The sequence below is a fragment of the Massilia sp. AB1 genome (assembly GCF_018119385.1).
In the GTDB taxonomy this organism is placed as follows: Bacteria; Pseudomonadota; Gammaproteobacteria; order Burkholderiales; family Burkholderiaceae_D; genus Telluria.
In genome coordinates this window covers 136,808-154,950 of the sequence record NZ_JAGKSG010000003.1, presented here as the reverse complement: position 1 = coordinate 154,950, position 18,143 = coordinate 136,808, and the positions used below count along the sequence as shown (strand labels likewise).

Annotated in this window: 8 protein-coding genes and 1 pseudogene; all 9 read left to right on the top strand. The window is 64.1% G+C overall.

Going from position 1 to position 18,143, the window contains the following annotated elements; genetic code table 11:
• Positions 1-18 precede the first annotated feature (18 nt).
• Positions 19-1,344, top strand: a complete 1,326-nt coding sequence (locus tag J8847_RS03195) for an efflux RND transporter periplasmic adaptor subunit (RefSeq protein ID WP_211523231.1) — start codon at positions 19-21, stop codon at positions 1,342-1,344.
• A gap of 136 nt (positions 1,345-1,480) precedes the next feature.
• Positions 1,481-4,588 (top strand): efflux RND transporter permease subunit, encoded by a 3,108-nt coding sequence (locus J8847_RS03190; RefSeq protein ID WP_211523230.1) that lies wholly within the window; start codon positions 1,481-1,483, stop codon positions 4,586-4,588.
• On the top strand, positions 4,585-7,797 hold the full coding sequence (locus J8847_RS03185) for an efflux RND transporter permease subunit (RefSeq protein ID WP_211523229.1): 3,213 nt from the start codon (positions 4,585-4,587) through the stop codon (positions 7,795-7,797). Before J8847_RS03190 ends, J8847_RS03185 begins: the two co-directional genes overlap by 4 nt.
• On the top strand, positions 7,794-9,194 hold the full coding sequence (locus tag J8847_RS03180; RefSeq protein WP_211523228.1) for an efflux transporter outer membrane subunit: 1,401 nt from the start codon (positions 7,794-7,796) through the stop codon (positions 9,192-9,194). The genes J8847_RS03185 and J8847_RS03180 overlap by 4 nt, the downstream gene beginning before the upstream one ends.
• 100 nt (positions 9,195-9,294) lie before the next feature.
• Positions 9,295-10,275, top strand: coding sequence for an HDOD domain-containing protein (locus J8847_RS03175; RefSeq protein ID WP_211523227.1), 981 nt, complete (start codon positions 9,295-9,297; stop codon positions 10,273-10,275).
• A gap of 101 nt (positions 10,276-10,376) precedes the next feature.
• The gene (locus J8847_RS03170) at positions 10,377-11,735 is read left to right on the top strand and encodes a serine hydrolase (RefSeq protein ID WP_211523226.1); all 1,359 of its coding nucleotides are present in this window, start codon (positions 10,377-10,379) and stop codon (positions 11,733-11,735) included.
• 85 nt (positions 11,736-11,820) lie between these two features.
• Positions 11,821-13,989 (top strand): TonB-dependent siderophore receptor, encoded by a 2,169-nt coding sequence (locus tag J8847_RS03165; protein ID WP_211523225.1) that lies wholly within the window; start codon positions 11,821-11,823, stop codon positions 13,987-13,989.
• 476 nt (positions 13,990-14,465) lie between these two features.
• Entirely contained in the window at positions 14,466-18,059 is a 3,594-nt protein-coding gene (locus J8847_RS03160) for a DUF6531 domain-containing protein (RefSeq protein ID WP_307727491.1), read from the top strand.
• Positions 18,025-18,111, top strand: a pseudogene (locus J8847_RS24485) (hypothetical protein); the annotation flags it as partial. The gene J8847_RS03160 and the pseudogene J8847_RS24485, both read left to right, overlap by 35 nt.
• Positions 18,112-18,143 lie beyond the last annotated feature (32 nt).

Below are 18,143 nucleotides of genomic sequence, written 5' to 3'. Positions count from 1 at the left end.
GGAAAGACAAGGAAGAGCATGGACACCAGGGAGCCCCCGACCACGACCCGTACGCCACTCACGCATGGCGCCCCGCCCACCGCCAAACCGCGCCGCGCGCGCATCGTCGGCACCGTCATCGCCGTGCTGGCGATGGTGGGACTGGCGGCGCTGGCCTGGTACCTGACGCACCGCCCGGCGGGCAATCCCGCCGGCGGACCGGCTGCCGCAGGAGCGGCTCCGGGAGCGCGCGCAGCCGGACCGGGAGGCGGAGGAGGCCGGGGCCGCGGCGGGCCGGCGACCACGGTTGGTGTGGCGACTGCCGAGCAGGCCGATATTCCCGTCACGCTCGATGCCCTGGGCACCGTGGTGCCTGCGGCGACGGCGACGGTGCGTCCGCAGGTGTCCGGCGTGATCCAGAAGATCCATTTCACCGAAGGGCAGCTGGTCAAGGAGGGCCAGGTGCTGGCCACCATCGACCCGCGTTCCTTCGAGATGGCGCTGATGCAGGCGCGCGGGCAGCGCCAGCGCGACGAGGCCCAGCTGGAAAGCGCGCGGGTAACCCTGTCGCGCTACCGCACCTTGCTGGAGCAGGATTCGATCGCGCGCCAGGAAGTGGATACCCAGGCGGCGCTGGTCAAGCAACTGGAGGGCACCGTCATGACCGACCGCGCCTCGGAAGGCACGGCGCGCCTGAACCTGGGCTATGCCTCGGTCAAGGCGCCGATCAGCGGCCGGGTCGGCCTGCGCACGGTGGACATCGGCAACCTGGTGGGCAGCGGCGATGCCAACGGCATCGCCGTGATCACCCAGCTCTCGCCGATCGACGTCGAATTCACGGTGCCGCAAGACCAGCTGCCGACCCTGCAGGAACGCATCGGGGCCAAGGCCAGGATGGAAGCGACGGCGCTGGACCGCACGCGCAGCCAGACCCTGGCGACCGGCGCCTTCAGCGCGCTCGACAACCAGGTGGACGTCCAGACCGGCACGGTGCGCGCCAAGGCGCGTTTCGCGAATGCCGACGGCAAGCTGTTCCCGAGCCAGTTCGTCAACCTGCGGTTGCAGGTGAACCTGATCAAGGACGCCGTGGTCGTGCCGGTGACGGCGCTGCGGCATGGGGCGAACGGGGACTTCGTGTATGTGCTGAATGCGAAGGAGAAGACGGTGGCGATGCGCCCGGTGACGCGGGGCGAGGCGACGGTCGACAAGGTGCAGGTGCGTACTGGATTGAAGGCTGGCGAACAAGTGATCACGGAAGGGGCGGACCGCCTGCGTGATGGGGCCAAGGTGACGCTGCCGGGCGACCGTCCGGCCGGTGGACGCGGGCAAGGGCAGGGCCGCCAGCGCCAGGGAGCGCAGCAATGACGTATCGTGTCCGCCCTGCGCCCTCAGCTCCGTCGTCCCCGCGCAGGCGGGGACCCAAGTTTGCTGAGCAGCCGGGTACGCATGCAAACTTGGGTTCCGGCCTTCGCCGGAACGACGACGGTTTGGAGCTGTCGGCATGAGCCCATCCACCCCCTTCATCCACCGCCCGGTCGCCACGGCCCTCCTGATGCTGGCCATCGTCCTGGCCGGCCTGGTCGGCTACCGCTTCCTCCCGTTGTCCGCGCTGCCCCAGGTCGACTTCCCGACCATCCAGGTCCAGACCTTGTACCCCGGCGCCAGTCCCGAGGTGATGGCCCGCACCGTCACCGCTCCGCTGGAACGCCAGTTCGGCCAGATGTCCGGTCTGACCCGCATGAGCTCCACCAGCGCCGCCGGCGTCTCGGTGATCACCCTCCAGTTCGGCCTCGGCCAGACCCTGGACGTGGCCGAGCAGGAAGTGCAGGCGGCCATCAACGCCGGCGGTTCGCTGCTGCCCACCGACCTGCCGGCCCCGCCGGTCTACGCCAAGGTCAACCCGGCCGACGCCCCGGTGCTCACGCTCGCGATCACCTCCGACACCTTGCCCCTGACCGAGGTCCAGAACCTGGTTAACACCCGCCTGGCCCTGAAGATCAGCCAGGTCTCCGGCGTCGGCCTGGTCACGCTCTCGGGCGGCCAGCGCCCCGCGGTGCGCATCCAGGCCGATACCGAAGCGCTGGCTTCCTACGGCCTGGGCCTGGACAGCCTGCGCAGCGCGATCACGGCCGCCAACGCCAACAGCGCCAAGGGCAACTTCGACGGCCCCACGCGCTCCTACGCGATCAACGCCAACGACCAGCTGCTCACCGTCCCCGACTACAAGAACCTGATCGTGGCCTACCGCAACGGCGCGCCGGTCAAGCTGGAAGAAGTGGCGCGCGTGGTCGACAGCGCCGAAAACGTGCGCCTCGGCGCCTGGGCCAACATGAAGCCCGCCATCATCCTGAACGTGCAGCGCCAGCCGGGCGCCAACGTGATCGCCACCGTCGACGGCATCAAGGAGCGCCTGCCCGAGCTGCAGGTCGGCCTGCCGGCCTCGGTGCGCATGGACGTGCTGAGCGACCGTACCGCCGGCATCCGCGCCTCGGTCCACCATGTGCAGATCGAGTTGCTGCTGGCCGTGGTGCTGGTGGTGCTGGTGATCTTCGCCTTCCTGCACAGCATCCGCGCCACCGTGATCGCCAGCCTGGCGGTGCCGATTTCGCTGATCGGCACCTTCGGCATCATGTACCTGCTCGGCTACAGCCTGAACAACCTGTCGCTGATGGCGCTGACCATTGCCACCGGCTTCGTGGTCGACGACGCCATCGTCATGATCGAGAACATCGCCCGTTACATCGAGGAGGGCGAAAAACCGATGGCCGCCGCCATCAAGGGCGCCACCCAGATCGGCTTCACCATCATTTCGCTGACCGTCTCGCTGATCGCCGTGCTGATACCGCTGCTGTTCATGGGCGACGTGGTCGGCCGCCTGTTCCGCGAATTCGCGGTGACCCTGGCGATCACGATCCTGATCTCGGCCGTGGTCTCGCTGACCCTGGTGCCGATGATGTCGGCGCGCTGGCTGCGCGCCCGCGAGGACGAGCATCCGGGCCGGCTGGCCCAAAAGACGCAAGCCTTCTTCGACCGCGTCATCCAGCGCTACGACGTGGCCCTTGGCTGGGTGCTGGCGCGCCAGGGCCTGACCCTGATCGTGGCGCTCGGCACCCTGGTGCTGACCGCGCTGCTGTGGGCGGTGATCCCGAAGGGCCTGTTCCCGACCCAGGATACCGGCCAGCTCCAGGCGCGCCTGGAAACACGCCAGTCGATCTCCTACCGCGACATGGCCCAGCTCCAGCAGGCCGCCGCGCGCGAAATCCTGCGCGACCCGGAAGTCGCCTCGCTCAGCTCCTACGTGGGCGTGGACGCGGCCAACAACACCATGCTGCATACCGGGACCATGCTGATCAACCTGAAGGCCGACCGCGGCGACCAGGAAGAAATCATCGAGCGCCTGCGCAGCCGCGTGGCGAATGTGGCCGGCGTAACCCTCTACCTGCAGCCGACCCAGGACCTGACCATCGACGCCGAAAGCGGGCCGACCCAGTACCGCCTGTCGATCGAAGGCGCCGACAGCGCCACCGTCAACCAGTGGGCGCACAAGCTGGTCGAGAAGATGCGCACCCTGAAGCAGCTGCGCAACGCCACCACCGACGCCGGCGCCACCGGGGCGGCGGCCTTCATCGACATCGACCGCGACACCGCGTCGCGCCTGGGCGTGACGGCCGCCTCCATCGACGACGCCCTGTACAGCGCCTTCGGCCAGCGCATCGTCTCGACCATTTTTACCGAGACCAACCAGTACAGGGTCATCCTCGAAGCTCAACAGGACCAGGCCACGTCCCTGGACAGCCTGGCCAACCTGCAGCTGCGCACCAGCTCCGGCCAGCCGACGCCGCTGGCGGCCGTGGCCACCATCACCGAGCGCGAGGCGCCGCTGCAGGTCACCCACGTGGCCCAGTACCCGGCGGCCACGGTCGGCTTCGACACGGCCTCCGGCGTCTCGCTGGGCCAGGCCGTGGACGCCATCCGGGCCGCCGCCGGGGAGATCAGGATGCCGGCCTCGGTATCGATGAGCTTCCTGGGCGCGTCCGGCGCCTACCAGGCGTCGCTCTCCAACCAGCTGTGGCTGATCCTGGCCGCCGTGGTCTGCGTCTACATCGTGCTGGGCGTGCTGTACGAGAGCTACATCCACCCGCTGACCATCCTGTCGACCCTGCCGTCGGCGGGCGTGGGCGCGCTGCTGGCGTTGTGGGTGACGGGGCAGGGATTGGGCGTGATCGGCATTATCGGCATCATCCTCCTGATCGGCATCGTCAAGAAGAACGCCATCATGATGATCGACTTCGCCATCGAGGCCGAGCGCGACGAAGGCAAGGCGCCCCTGGACGCCATCCGCCAGGCCGCGCTGCTGCGCTTCCGCCCGATCCTGATGACCACCCTGGCCGCGCTGTTCGCGGCGATCCCGCTGATGTTCGGCTGGGGCGAGGGCGCCGAACTGCGCAGGCCGCTGGGCCTGGCCATCTTCGGCGGCCTGATCGTGAGCCAGCTCCTGACCCTGTTCACCACGCCGGTGATCTACCTGGCCTTCGACCGCCTGGCCCGCCGCCGGACCGGCAAGGCGCGGAACAAGGGACCTGATACGCCGAAGGAGGCGGGCGCATGAACCTGTCGCGGCCCTTCGTCGAGCGCCCGATCGCCACCGTCCTGCTGACCCTGGGCCTGGCGCTGGCGGGCATCGCGGCCTTCTTCGTGCTGCCGGTCTCGCCGCTGCCGCAGGTCGATTACCCGACCATTTCGGTGTCGGCCTCGCTGCCCGGCGCCAGCCCGGAGACCATGGCCTCGAGCGTCGCCACGCCGCTGGAGCGAAGGCTTGGCACCATCGCCGGCGTCAACGAGATGACGTCCAGCAGCAGCACCGGTTCGACCCGCGTCAGCCTGCAGTTCGACCTGAACCGCAAGATCGACGCCGCCGCGCGCGAGGTGCAGGCGGCCATCAACGCCGCCCGCGTCGACCTGCCGGCCACCTTGCGCAGCAACCCGACCTACCGCAAGGCCAACCCGTCCGACGCCCCGGTCATCATCCTGGCGCTCACTTCCAGGACCCGTACGCCGGGCCAGATCTACGAATCGGTCTCCAACATCATCCAGCAGCGCCTGGCCCAGGTGAAAGGCGTCGGCGAAGTGGAAATCGGCGGCGGTTCCCTGCCGGCGGTGCGCGTGGAGCTGCTGCCGTATGCGCTCAACCGCTACGGCGTCTCCGCCGAAGACGTGCGCGCCGCGATCCAGGCCAGCAATCCGAACCGTCCCAAGGGCGTCATCGAAGGCGGCGGCACCCGCTTCCAGATCTATTCGCAGCCGGCGATGACGGGCAACGGCCGCAGCGCCGCCGACTACCGCGACCTGGTCATCGCCTGGCGCGACGGCGCCGCGATCCGCCTGCGCGACGTGGCGGACGTGATCGACGGCCCCGAGAACATCCATACGCTCGGCCTGTTCAACGGCCAGCCCGCCGTGATCGTGCTGGTCACGCGCCAGCCGGACGCCAACGTGATCGAGACCGTGGACGGCGTGCGCGCGCTGCTGCCTTCGCTGCAGGCCCAGTTGCCGGGCGACGTGACCCTGCAAGTGGCCTCGGACCGGACCAATTCGATCCGCTCCTCGCTGCACGAGATCGAGTTCACCCTGGTGCTGTCGATCCTGCTGGTGGTGCTGGTGGTGAGCGTGTTCCTGCGCAGCGTGCGCGCCACCGTGGTGCCGGCGGTGGCGACCGTGGTCTCGCTGCTTGGCACTTTCGGCATCATGTACCTGCTGGGGTTCTCGCTCAATAACCTGTCCCTGATGGCGCTGACGGTGGCCACCGGCTTCGTGGTCGACGACGCCATCGTGGTGCTGGAAAACACCAGCCGCCACATCGAGCAGGGCATGGACCGCATGAAGGCCGCGCTGCTGGGCGCGCGCGAGGTCGGCTTCACGGTGCTGTCGATCTCGCTGTCGCTGGTGGCGGTGTTCATACCGCTGCTGTTCATGGGCGGGCAGGTGGGGCGGCTGTTCCGCGAGTTCGCCGTGACCCTGTCGGCTGCGGTGATGATTTCGCTGGTGATCTCGCTGACCACGACGCCGATGATGTGCGCCTGGCTGCTGCGCAGGAACGAGAAAGAACGCAAGCAGGGACGCCTGGCGCGCTGGTCGGAGAAAGGTTTTGGACGCGTGCTGCGCGCCTACGAGCACTCGCTCGACTGGGCGCTGGACAGCAAGCTGCTGGTGATGTTCAGCCTGGTGTTCGTGATCGGCCTGAACGTGTACCTGTTCGCCGCCGCGCCCAAGGGTTTCTTCCCGCAGCAGGACACGGGGCAGATCAGCGGCGGCATCCGCGCCGACCAGAGCATCTCCTTCCAGGCCATGCAGGCCAAGATGCGCCAGCTGGTCAACATCATCAAGCGCGATCCGGCGGTCGACACGGTGGTCGGTTTCACCGGCGGCGGGCGCGCGGGCGGGGGCTTCATGTTCATCAACCTCAAGCCGGCCGACGAACGCAGCGAGGCAGGGCAGGCCGTGATCGCCCGCCTGCGCCCGCAGCTGGCGCGGGTGACCGGCGTGTCGCTGTTCCTCAACCCGGTGCAGGACTTGCGCATGGGCGGACGCTCCAGCAATTCCACTTACCAGTACACCCTCAAGAGCGACAATGCTGCCGACCTCAAGCTGTGGGCGACCCGCCTGGCCGAATCGATGAAGCGCCAGCCGGCCCTGGTGGACGTGGACACCGACCAGGCCGAGAACGGCGTCGAGACCTTCGTTACCATCGACAAGGAGACGGCTGCGCGCATGGGCATCAGCACGCGCGACGTCACCAACGCGCTGTACAACGCCTTCGGCCAGCGCCAGGTCGCCAACATCTACGACGAGTTGAACCAGTATCACGTGGTGATGGGCGCGGCCCAGCGCTACGCCCAGTCGCCCGAGGCGCTGCGAGATGTGCACGTGCCTGCGAAGGCTGCGGCTGCCATCGCATCCACGCCCACCAACCTGACCGCGGCGCGCGATCCGTCCAGCGGCCAGGCTCTTGGCGCCAGCGCCACCTCCATGGTGCCGCTGATGGCCCTCGCGCGCTTCGACGAAAGCTCGACGCCGACTTCGGTCAACCACCAGGACGGCGAACTGGCCACGACGGTGTCGTTCAACCTGGCCGAAGGCGCCAACCTGGAGGACGGCCAGGCCGCGGTGCGGCAGGCCGAAGCCGACATCGGCATGCCGACCAATGTGCGCGGCAGCTTCCAGGGCACGGCCAAGGCGGCGCAGGAATCGAACAAGGAGCAGCCTTTCCTGATCGCGGCGGCCATCATCGTCATCTACATCGTGCTCGGCATCCTGTACGAAAGCCTGGTGCACCCGGTCACCGTGCTCTCGACCTTGCCCTCGGCCGGCGTCGGCGCGGTGCTGGCCCTGCTGCTGTTCAAGATGGAGTTCTCGATCATCGCGCTGATCGGGGTCTTCCTTCTGATCGGCATCGTCAAGAAGAACGCCATCCTGATCATCGACTTCGCGCTGGAGGCCGAGCGAGCGCGCGGCCTGAGTGCGACTGAAGCAGTCCGTGAAGCCTGCCTGCTGCGCTTTCGGCCCATCCTGATGACGACCCTGGCGGCGGCCCTGGGCGCGCTGCCGCTCGCGATTGGCTTCGGCGAAGGCTCCGAGCTGCGCCGCCCGCTGGGCGTGGCCATCATCGGCGGCCTGATCGCCAGCCAGGTCCTGACCCTGTTGACCACGCCGGTGGTCTACGTCCTGCTCGACAAGCTGCGCACCAAGACCGCATCGGAGCGCGAGCTGACCCGGCATCCCCTCGACGACGAGGACGGTCCTTCCCTAGCCAAGCCATGACATTTATGCGAACCACGCCCACACTCCTGACCCTCACCCTGGCGCTGCTTGCGGGCGGCTGCGCCGTCGGTCCCGCCTACCAGCGCCCGAGCACGCCCGAGCCCGCCGCCTTCAAGGAAGCGCAAGGCTGGGTGCCCGCCGCGCCGAGCGACGCGCTCGAGCGCGGGCCCTGGTGGCAGCTGTTCGGCGATGCGGAACTGACCCGCCTGGCCGACGAAGCAGCGCGCGCCAACCAGGAAGTGGCGGCCGCAGTGGCCAATTATGCCCAGGCCCGGGCCGTGGTCGCCCAGCAGCGCGCCTCGCTGTTCCCGGTGGTGTCGCTGGGCGCGGGCGCCGACCGGGCAGGGGGCGGCGAGCGCTCGCCTTCCAACCAATACCGGGTGTCGATCGGCGGCAGCTGGGAGCCGGACCTGTTCGGCCGCCTGCGCAATTCCGTGAGCAGCGCCCAGGCCAGCGCCCAGGCGACCGCCGCCGACCTGGCCAACGTGCGGCTGGCCGTGCAGGGCGAGCTGGCCACCAACTACTTCGCGCTGCGCCAGCTCGACGCCCAGCGCGCCCTCCTGGGCACGACCGTCGCGGGTTACGAACGGGTGCTGCAGATCACCCAGAACCGCTTCTATGCGGGCATCGCGGCCAAGTCCGACGTGCTGCAGGCCCAGACCCAGCTGGCCAACGCCCGCAACGATGCCCTGAGCCTGGCCCGCCAGCGCGCCCAGCTGGAGCACGCGATCGCGGTGCTGGTGGGGCGGGCCCCGAGCGAGTTCTCGCTGGCGGCCGCGCCCTGGGCCGTCACCATCCCGGAGGTGCCGGTCGGGGTGCCGGCGACCCTGCTGCAGCGCCGCCCCGACATCGCCGCCGCCGAGCGCGACGTGGCGGCCGCGAACGCCGAGATCGGCGTGGCCCGCTCGGCCTACTTCCCCAACATCGGCCTGAGCGCTTCCTACGGCGGCGCGGCGAGCCGGGTCGGCGACTTGTTCTCGGCATCGGCGGCGGCATGGTCCTTCGGCCTGTCCGCCGCCCAGACCCTGTTCAACGCCGGCGCCACCCGCGCCGGGGTCCAGGGCGCCGAGGCGCGCCACCAGGCGGCCGTGGCGCGCTACCGCCAAACGGTGCTCGACGCCTTCGCCGACGTCGAGAACCAGCTCTCGGCCACCCGCGTGCTGGCCCAGCAGCAGGACCTGCGGCGCCAGGCAGCCGAGGCGGCGAACCTGGTCGAGGAGCAGATGCTGAACCGCTACAAGGCCGGGCAGGTGAGCTATACCGAAGTGGTCCAGGCCCAGGTGACGGCCCTGTCGGCCCGCCGCGCGCTGGTCCAGGTGCAGGCCGACCGCCAGACGGCGGCGGTGGCGCTGATCCAGGCGCTGGGCGGCGGATGGCGGGCCGATGCAGCGCAATAAAAAGGGCGTAGACTATTGCTGACGCTTGGATCACTTCGAGCTGGAAGTTTCCGTGCGGAAAGAATACAATCAATTGGTTCGCTGACGCAGAGCTACCGCTATGAAAAAATGGATTGGCCGCCTACTGAGCGGCTCGGAAAAAGAGGAACAAGCCCCGGAAGACACGGAGGAGATGCTCGACGAGGAGGAGCAGGACGCCGAGCTTCGTTCCCTGAACAAGGAGGTCGACGCCACCTATTACCGCTTCCTGACGGCGGCGGCTGGCTATGACGCGTCCAAGGAACTCCAGACCCGCATCCTCGACGGCGTGCGCATGCTGGTCCACCACCCGGGCAGCGCCGCCGAGCTGGTGCCGCGCGTGCCGGAACTGATCCCGAAGCTGCTGCGCGGCCTGATGGACGAGAATCTCTCGACCGCCGAGCTGTCGCGCGAGCTGTCGGCGGACCCGGTGCTGGTGGCGGAAGTGATCCGCGAGTCGAACAGCGCCTATTACAAGCCGCTCACGCCGATCAAGACCCTGGAAGCGGCCGTCATGATGCTGGGCCTGAACGGCGTGCGCATGCTGCTGGCGCGCGTGGCGTTGCGCCCGCTGGTGAAGATGCAGGTGGAGGGCTTTGCGCGCCACGCCTTGCCGATCGTCTGGAGCCAGTCCGAGAAATGCGCCTTCGCAGCCAGCATGCTGGCGCCGGGAATGTCGGCCAGCGTGTTCGAATCCTACCTGGCGGGCCTGATGCAGAACGTCGGCCTGATCGTGGCCTTCCGCATGGCCGACCGCCACTGCGAGGGCGGCCGCATGCCGGGGAACAGCGACTTCGGCCTGCGCCTGCTGAACATCAGCCGCCAGCTGTCCGCCGTCATCGCGGCCCACTGGAACTTCCCGCAGGAGGTGGCCGACGCCATCGCCCACGCCGGCAAGCCGGACACCCCGCTGGCGGAAGCGCTCGCCCATGGCGACCGCGTGTCCAAGCTGCGCCTGCTGATCGATGCCGACGTGATCGAGGAAGACGACGCCTTCGTCACCGAGGGGCTGGACAACTTCCAGCGCCGCTGCCTGGGCAAGCTGGGCGACCTGAACGCCTGAATCGCCCTAGCTCGCGGTTATGGCTTTGGCAAGCATTGGCATTCGCCAGCGCGCGGCCGGCGCTCTAAGATGACGCGGTCGACCGCTCATCTGGAGAACGCATGAAACCGACCGCCGCGCTGCTGGCGCTTTCCCTCGTGTCCACTGCGGCCGCAGCCGCACCGCTGCCGCCCGAGCCCGCGGCGGCCCTGACCCGGCAGCTGGAAGCGATCATGCACGATCCGGCCATGCCGCTCCCCGGCCTGTCGGTGGTCGCGATCCGCGCGGGCGAGATCGTCTACAGCAGGCAGCTGGGCAGCAAGCGCCTGGCGACCGGCACCGCGCCGGCGCGGCCGATGGATGCGGACACGATGTTCCGCATCGCCTCGATTTCCAAGCTGGTGACGGCGATCGGCGCCATGAAGCTGGTCGAGCAGGGCCGCCTGGCGCTGGACGCGGACGTGAGCGGCTACCTCGGCTACCGGCTGCGCAATCCGCATTTCCCCGACCGCCCGATCACCCTGCGCATGCTGATGACGCACACCTCCTCGCTGCGCGACGAGGGCGGCTTCAAGTGGGACCCGGCGGTCGACCTGCGCGAGGTGCTGGTTCCCGGCGGGCGGCGCTACGGCAAGGGCGAGGCATGGTCGGCGAAGGCTGCGCCGGGCGCCTTCTTCGAATACGTGAACTTCAACTCGGGCATCATCGCCACCGTCATGGAGCGTGCCGGCGGCGAGCGCTTCGACCGCCTGATGCGCAAGCTGGTCTTCGACCCGATGGGGCTGAAGGCCGGCTTCTACCTGGCCGACTTCGCGCCCGCCGGCATCGACGACGTGGCCACCCTGTACCGCAAGCGCGAGAAGGACGGCGAGGAGAAATGGGACCCCAACGGTCCGTGGATCGCCCAGTCCGACGACTTCGGCGCGGCGCCGCCGGCCGCGCCGCCGGGCCTGGAGCAGTACGTGACCGGCACCAACGGCACCCTGTTCGGGCCGCAGGGCAGCCTGCGCATCTCGGCCGGCGAGCTGGCCGCGATCATGCTGATGCTGATGAACGAGGGCCGGCATGGCGACAGGCAGATCCTCCAGCCAGAGACCGTCGCCACGATGCTGAGCCGGCAGTGGACCCTGGGCGGGAAGGGCGCAAACGGCAGCGGCGACAGCGACAATTTCCGCGGCCTGTACCACGCCTGGGGACTGGGCAACCAGCACTTCCTCGACGTCAGCACGGTCAAGGAGGGGCGCGCCAGCGGCGACCGCCTGGTCGAAGGCGGCGGCTTCAAGGGCGTGGGGCACCTCGGCTGGTCGTGGGGACTGAACGCGCTGTTCGTCTTCGACCCGCAGACGAAGGACGGCATGATCTACGTGAGCAGCGGCGTGGGCGCGAACCCCGAGCTGCAGCCCGGCCGCTTCTCGTCCGAATCGCGCTTCCAGGAGCGCATTACCGATGCCTTGTACCGGGGAGCGATCCGCCCGCACTGATGCGGGGTGAATATTTTGTAAAAAGCCGGCGCACGCATCGGGCTTGCGGCAGAATACGCATCCCTTATCGTTTTTGCATTCTTCGATGTTCCGCCCGACCGCCGCCGTACTGCTCCTCGCCGCCTATCCTGTCCAAGCCCAGACTAGCCCCGCACCTGCGCCCCAGGCGAAGCCGGGAGCCGACATCCAGACCGTCGAGGTCAAGGCCAATGCCTCTTCCTACGACCCGCGCCGCGACGATACCGCCAGCAAGATCGTGGTCACGAACGAAGAGATCCGGCGCTACGGCGACACCTCGGTGCTCGATGTGTTCAAGCGCCTGCCGGGCATCACGGTCAGCGGCGCCGCAGGGCGCGGCGGAGGCGAAATCCGCATGCGCGGCCTGGGCAGCGGCTACACGCAAATCCTGATCAACGGCGAACGGGCTCCCGCCGGTTTCTCCATCGACGAGCTTTCACCCGACGCGATCGAGCGCATCGAGATCCTGCGCGCGGCGAGCGCCGAGTTTTCGACCCAGTCGATCGCCGGCACGATCAACATCGTGCTGAAGAAGGCGATCCAGAAGGCGCAGCGCGAACTGAAGCTCGGCGTCGGCAAGAGCGGCGACGCCAGCAACCCGAACGCCAGCCTGCAGCTGTCCGACCGCGCCGGCAAGATGTCGTATTCGCTGAACGCCAGCGCCTGGCGCTTCCACTTCGATCGCCCGTCGCCGGCGGAAGAAACCGCGACCGCGCCGGACGGCCGCCTGACGCTCCTGCGCCGCACGGTCCAGCGCGACGAAGGCAGCCCCCATGGCTTGAACCTTACTCCGCGCATCAACTGGAACCTGGAGGATGGCGACACGCTCACCTGGCAGTCGCTGGTGAACCACAACCGCAACCAGTACCACGGTCACGCCGTCACCGACACGCTGCTCGGCGCGCAGCCGCGCTACGACACGCGTGACATGCGCTCGACCGGCCGCAACACGATCGCACGTACAGACCTGAACTGGGTACGCAAGCTGGGCGACGGGGCCAAGCTCGACCTCAAGCTCGGCGCCAACGGGCTGCGCGCCAAGGGCCTGTATCGCGAGAATGACGCCAGCGGTGGCGAGCTGGCCCGCGATTCCAGCGTGTGGAGCGCCACGCGGGAGCGAGGCCTGTCCAGCACCGGCAAGCTTTCCATGCCCTGGCGGACCGGCCATGCGCTGGCGATGGGCTGGGATGGCGGCCACACCCTGCGCGACGATGCACGCATCGAACGCGAGGTCTTCCCGCGCACCGGCCGCGTCGTGGAACCGAACGAAACCTATGAGGCCAGCGTCAAGCGCCTGGCGCTGTTCGCCCAGGACGAATGGAACCTGACGCCGCGCTGGTCGATGTACGCCGGCCTGCGCTGGGAAGGCATCGACACCACCAGCGAAGGCAATACCTTCGCCTCCATCAGCCGGCGCAGCAGCGTCTGGAGCCCGCTGGCCCAGACCTTGTACAAGCTGCCCGACAGCCGCGACCAGCTGCGCCTGGCGCTGACCCGCACCTACAAGGCGCCGGCCGCCAGCAGCCTGATTCCGCGCCGCTTTACCACGCCCAACAACAGCCAGACCGAGCCCGACTTCCGCGGCAATCCCGACCTCAAGCCGGAACTGGCGACCGGCATCGACGCGTCCTATGAGCACTATTGGGCCGAGAAGGCGCTGCTGAGCGCGAGCGTCTCGGTGCGCCGCATCAGCGACTTCACGCGCCAGGGCCTGATTGTCGAGAACGGACGCTGGATCCAGACGCCGGTCAACGACGGCAAGGCGCTCACGCGCAGCCTGGAGCTGGAAGCGAAGTTCCCGCTGTCGGCGGTGATGAAGGATTCGCCGGACCTCGACCTGCGCGCCAGCTTGGCGCGCAACTGGTCCCGCGTGGACGCGGTGCCGGGGCCGGACAACCGGCTCGACCAGCAGACGCCCGTATCGGCTACGCTAGGCGTGGATTACAAGACGCTCGGCGGCAAGCTGTCGGCAGGCTCCAGTTTCGCCTTCAAGAGCGGCGGGCCGGTGCGCATCAACCTCAACCAGCTGGGCTACCAGAGCGTGCGCCGCGATCTCGATGTGTACGCGCTGTGGAAGTTCAATCCGCAATACCAGCTGCGTGTGGCGCTGTCGAACCTGCTCAGGCAGGACTTCGTATCGGACTCGCAGTACAACGATGCGAACGGGACGCTGCGACGTGCTGCGATCTATCCAGGTTACACGATGGCGCGGGTAACGCTGGAGGCGCGTTTCTGAGTGTGGTTGGCGCAGCTTGTACAGCGAGCGAAACCTGATGCGGAGGAGCCCACCTATATCTCAACCGGAGTACTCAAGCAAAAGGTCGCTTGTTCTAAGGACTGCAACATAACCCGCGTTTCAGATGTCAAAAAACATTAGCCTGTTCAATGGTTCTAACCCTACCAGCGTGTTCAGCTCGTTCCCTAGAGCGATTTTTAATAATAAGTTCTTGAGACACGATTTCGAAAGATTTATTGTTTACTTCATATAAATACTATCATTTCAAAGTTACAGTTAGTTAGATTATTAGGATGCACGAACGTTAGAATGATTATTGATAGTGCGCTGCGGCAATCGTAGCGAACCGGGAAGAGTGCAAGCTTCCGCTCGCTGAAAAGATCATTAAACTAGTGCTCCTTTATATGAGAAACAAAAATGTTATAAGATTGGTAGCCCTTCAGGTAGGCGTTTCATCAATCCTTTTGAATAGCAATTTGGCATTTGCCAAGGATCCAACGGGGGCAGACACCCCGCAGCAAGTGTTAGTCGACGGCGAGCGGGAAGTAGCAGTCGCAGCGCGGATCATTATCAGCGCTTCTAGACCTTCTTATAGCAGTAGGGCGGGGGTCTCCTACTTTGGGTACCTAGGCAGCATCGGCGTACAATCTCCACCGCCTTCTGTGAACGATTCGGCTATTTCTTGCACAACTACTAAGCCTGTGGTCGTTACAACTGGCGAAAAATATAAGAACGAACCGGATTTCCTAAGTTCCGGCATGTACGGGATAAGTCTGGACCGCACTTATAGAAGTAAAGCGACTACCGGAAGCTGGTTTGGAGCTAAATGGCTCGCCAGTCTCGATCATCCGAAATTGTATTTCGAAGGTGTATGGGTCAACAACGCTGGCTATAGTCTTCCAAATTCTATCCGAGTGACTGAGCCTGATGGAACAACATACAAGTATGTTGTGTACAGGGATGAGTCAACTACTCGCGCGGATTACTACTCATACTCTGCCAATACCGCTACGGGCGCTCTATCTGCCAATTCTGCTGCGGGTACTTTTTCTTGGAGAGCAGGTAGTGGCTATGGGCGTCTGGTTGACGATAAAAATTATCAGTATGACTTAAACGGAGTGCTGCGGACGATAACAGACCGGCTTAGTGGTGAAGTTCTGACCTTTGGCGCAATGCCTGCTGGCGCTGGAGTGATGACAATCTCAAGCAATTTGGGCCGCTCTATATCCTTAACTTTCAATTCTAACCGCCGTGTGACGCAAATTGTCGATCCGAACGGCGGGGTTTGGAAGTATGAGTACAACGGTAGCGGAATGCTGTCTAAAGTAATCTCGCCAGGCATAGACCCTGATATCCGCGAATACCATTACGAGAACACGAGCGCTACCAACGGAACTACGCTGCTGACGGGAATATCGATCAACGGCGTCCGACATAGCCGATATAGTTACTTTGCTGATGGCCGTGTACAGCAGAGTGGTTTTGAAAATGGGGAAGAAGTAGATAATTTCACTTACGGACCCGGTCAAACGACCGTATCCGACGCGCGCGGTCAGGTCACGACTTATACGTACGCTTCCTTCGGTGGCGAAAGCAGAGTAACAAGTATATCTCGAGCAGGGAGCTCGACGTGTCCTTCGGCGGCGGCCTCCACTGCCTATGATGCGAACGGGTTCATAGACTATACTGTCGACTGGAGTGGTAATAGAACTGACTATACGTTCGACCCAGATGGAAAATTATTGGATGTCACTACAGCGGCCGGTACTGCGAACGCGAACAAGAAAGTCTACTCTTGGGTGACTTTTCCTACGAAACGCGTGACGCAAATCGACTATATAAACTCGGCAAATAGCCCATATTTGCGAGTAATTTATACTTATGACTCCCTCGGGTTGCGTCCGATTGCTCAGGCCTTTATAGATTTGACGACTGGAGCTCAACGTAGCGTTAATTACACCTACAGCACTCGTGCAAACGGGACTTTTGCCAGCGTCGCCGCAGCGACGTCTTATCCAGGAAATGCTACTGCTGTAACGACGGTAAATTACGATACGAACGGCAATGTATCATCCAAAATTAATGCATTAGGACAGAGCGAAAATTGGGGTTCCTATAATGGCTTAGGGCTTCCTCAGTCCTATACCGATCTTAACGGCGTTCTCACTACTTATGAGTACAACGAGAACGGTACGTTAAGGGCGAAAAACGAGATCGGCGCAAGGCGAACGACATGGTCATATAATCATGATCGCAAAATCACGTCTATCGCAAACCCTGACGGAAGCGTCACACGCTTTAGCTATAATTCGGCTGGACGACTGGATGCGATCGGCAACGCCCAGGGAGAATATGCGCAAATTGCATTCGATGCTGCTAGCAATTCCACTCGAGTTAGTTCGCCACGAATGTTGCCATATCTAAACGGAAGCGCCCCGGCTGGAAACGCTAGCGGGGAATTCAGTGCGACGACCTTTTTCGATTCGCTTGGCCGTGAATATGCGAAAATTGGTAATAACGGAACAAGAATCGACAGGCGCTACGATAACAACGGCAATCTGAAAATCGTTAGCGATGCTGCAGGTCGCCAAGTTTCCTATGACTACGATGAGCAAGACCGTCTGATTCGTAGTACTGCAGCAGGTAACGGCGTAACAGAATATCGTTACGATGGGGCGGGCAATTTGTGGCAAGTTATTGACCCGCGAGGTCTTACCACAACCTATACCTATAACGGTTTTGGCGATGTGCTCAGCATTAGCAGCCCTGATACCGGACTCACCTCGTACAGCTACGACGTCGCCGGTAAAGTGAGCACTGAAAGGTTTTCAGACGGTAAGGTCACTTTTTATGAATGGGACAAGCTTGGCAGGCCTACTTATCGCGGCAGTGGACAGAAGGGCTACATGTTCACCTATGACGAAGGCACGTATGGTATCGGCAAGCTAACCAGGTTCAACGACTGGACCGGCGCTACTACGTATGCTTACAACGCGTATGGCCAACTGGTCAAGCAGGTCAATGATATCTACGGAAACGTATTTACGACTAGCTGGTCTTATGATGCAGCCGGACGGTTGTCTGGGATGACGTATCCCGATGGCATGACTGTCGGTCGTAGCTATGATGGATATGGTCGAGTATCTGCGCTGACGAGCAGCTTGGGTGGTGTATGGTCGACCCTTGCAAGTGGATTCTTGTACCAGCCTGCAAACGATGTTCGGTACGCTTGGCGGTTTGGCAATAACCTTCCCCGAATGATTACGCTCGATAACGATGGGCGCACTCAACGGTTGCAGAGCCCATCAACCCACGATTTAGGTTTCGGTTATACCAATACCGGGACGATTGACACTATCAGCGACTACGTATATGCAGGTCGTAGCTCATCGATCACCTACGATGCGGACGACCATATCGCCACCGTTGCGTTGAGCAACGGAGTCTGGCAAAGCTTTGGCTGGGGGCATGCTGATACGCTTGTCAATCAAAGTCGCTCCGGTATTGGCGGCTATACGTTCAACACTGACCCAAACAGCAACAGGCTAATTTCGTGGAGTGGCGGCGGTGAGTGGCGCAGCTTCGGGTACGATGCTCGAGGCAACTTGACGGCTGAATCCCGCGATGATGGTAGCCGGACCTATACATATGAAGAGTGGAATCGGTTAAGTAACGTGTTGATCAATGGCGCGGAAGTAGGCCTTTATCGCTACAACATGCTTCATCAACGTGTCCTGAAGATTTCCGGTGGTGTCAGCACGTATTATATTTACGGTCCAGACGGACAGTTGATCGCCGAACGTGGTCCGCAGAACGCGAACTACGTTTGGCTTGATGGTGAATTGATGGGCATGGCGCGTGGCGGACAGTTCTACGCGAGCCACAACGACCAATTGGGACGCCCGCAGGTACTTACTAATGCAAGCGGACAAGTTGCGTGGCGTGCCGAAGATATTGCGTTCGAGCGACGTGTAGTGGTAGATAGTGTTAGTGGGTTCAATCTCGGGTTCCCAGGGCAGTACTACGACAGCGAAACTGGCCTTTTGGTACAATTGGCATCGGTATTTTGATGCTAAGGTCGGCCGTTACATTCAAAGTGATCCAATCGGGCTTGCAGGTGGAGTAAATACATATACTTATGCTGAAGGAAATCC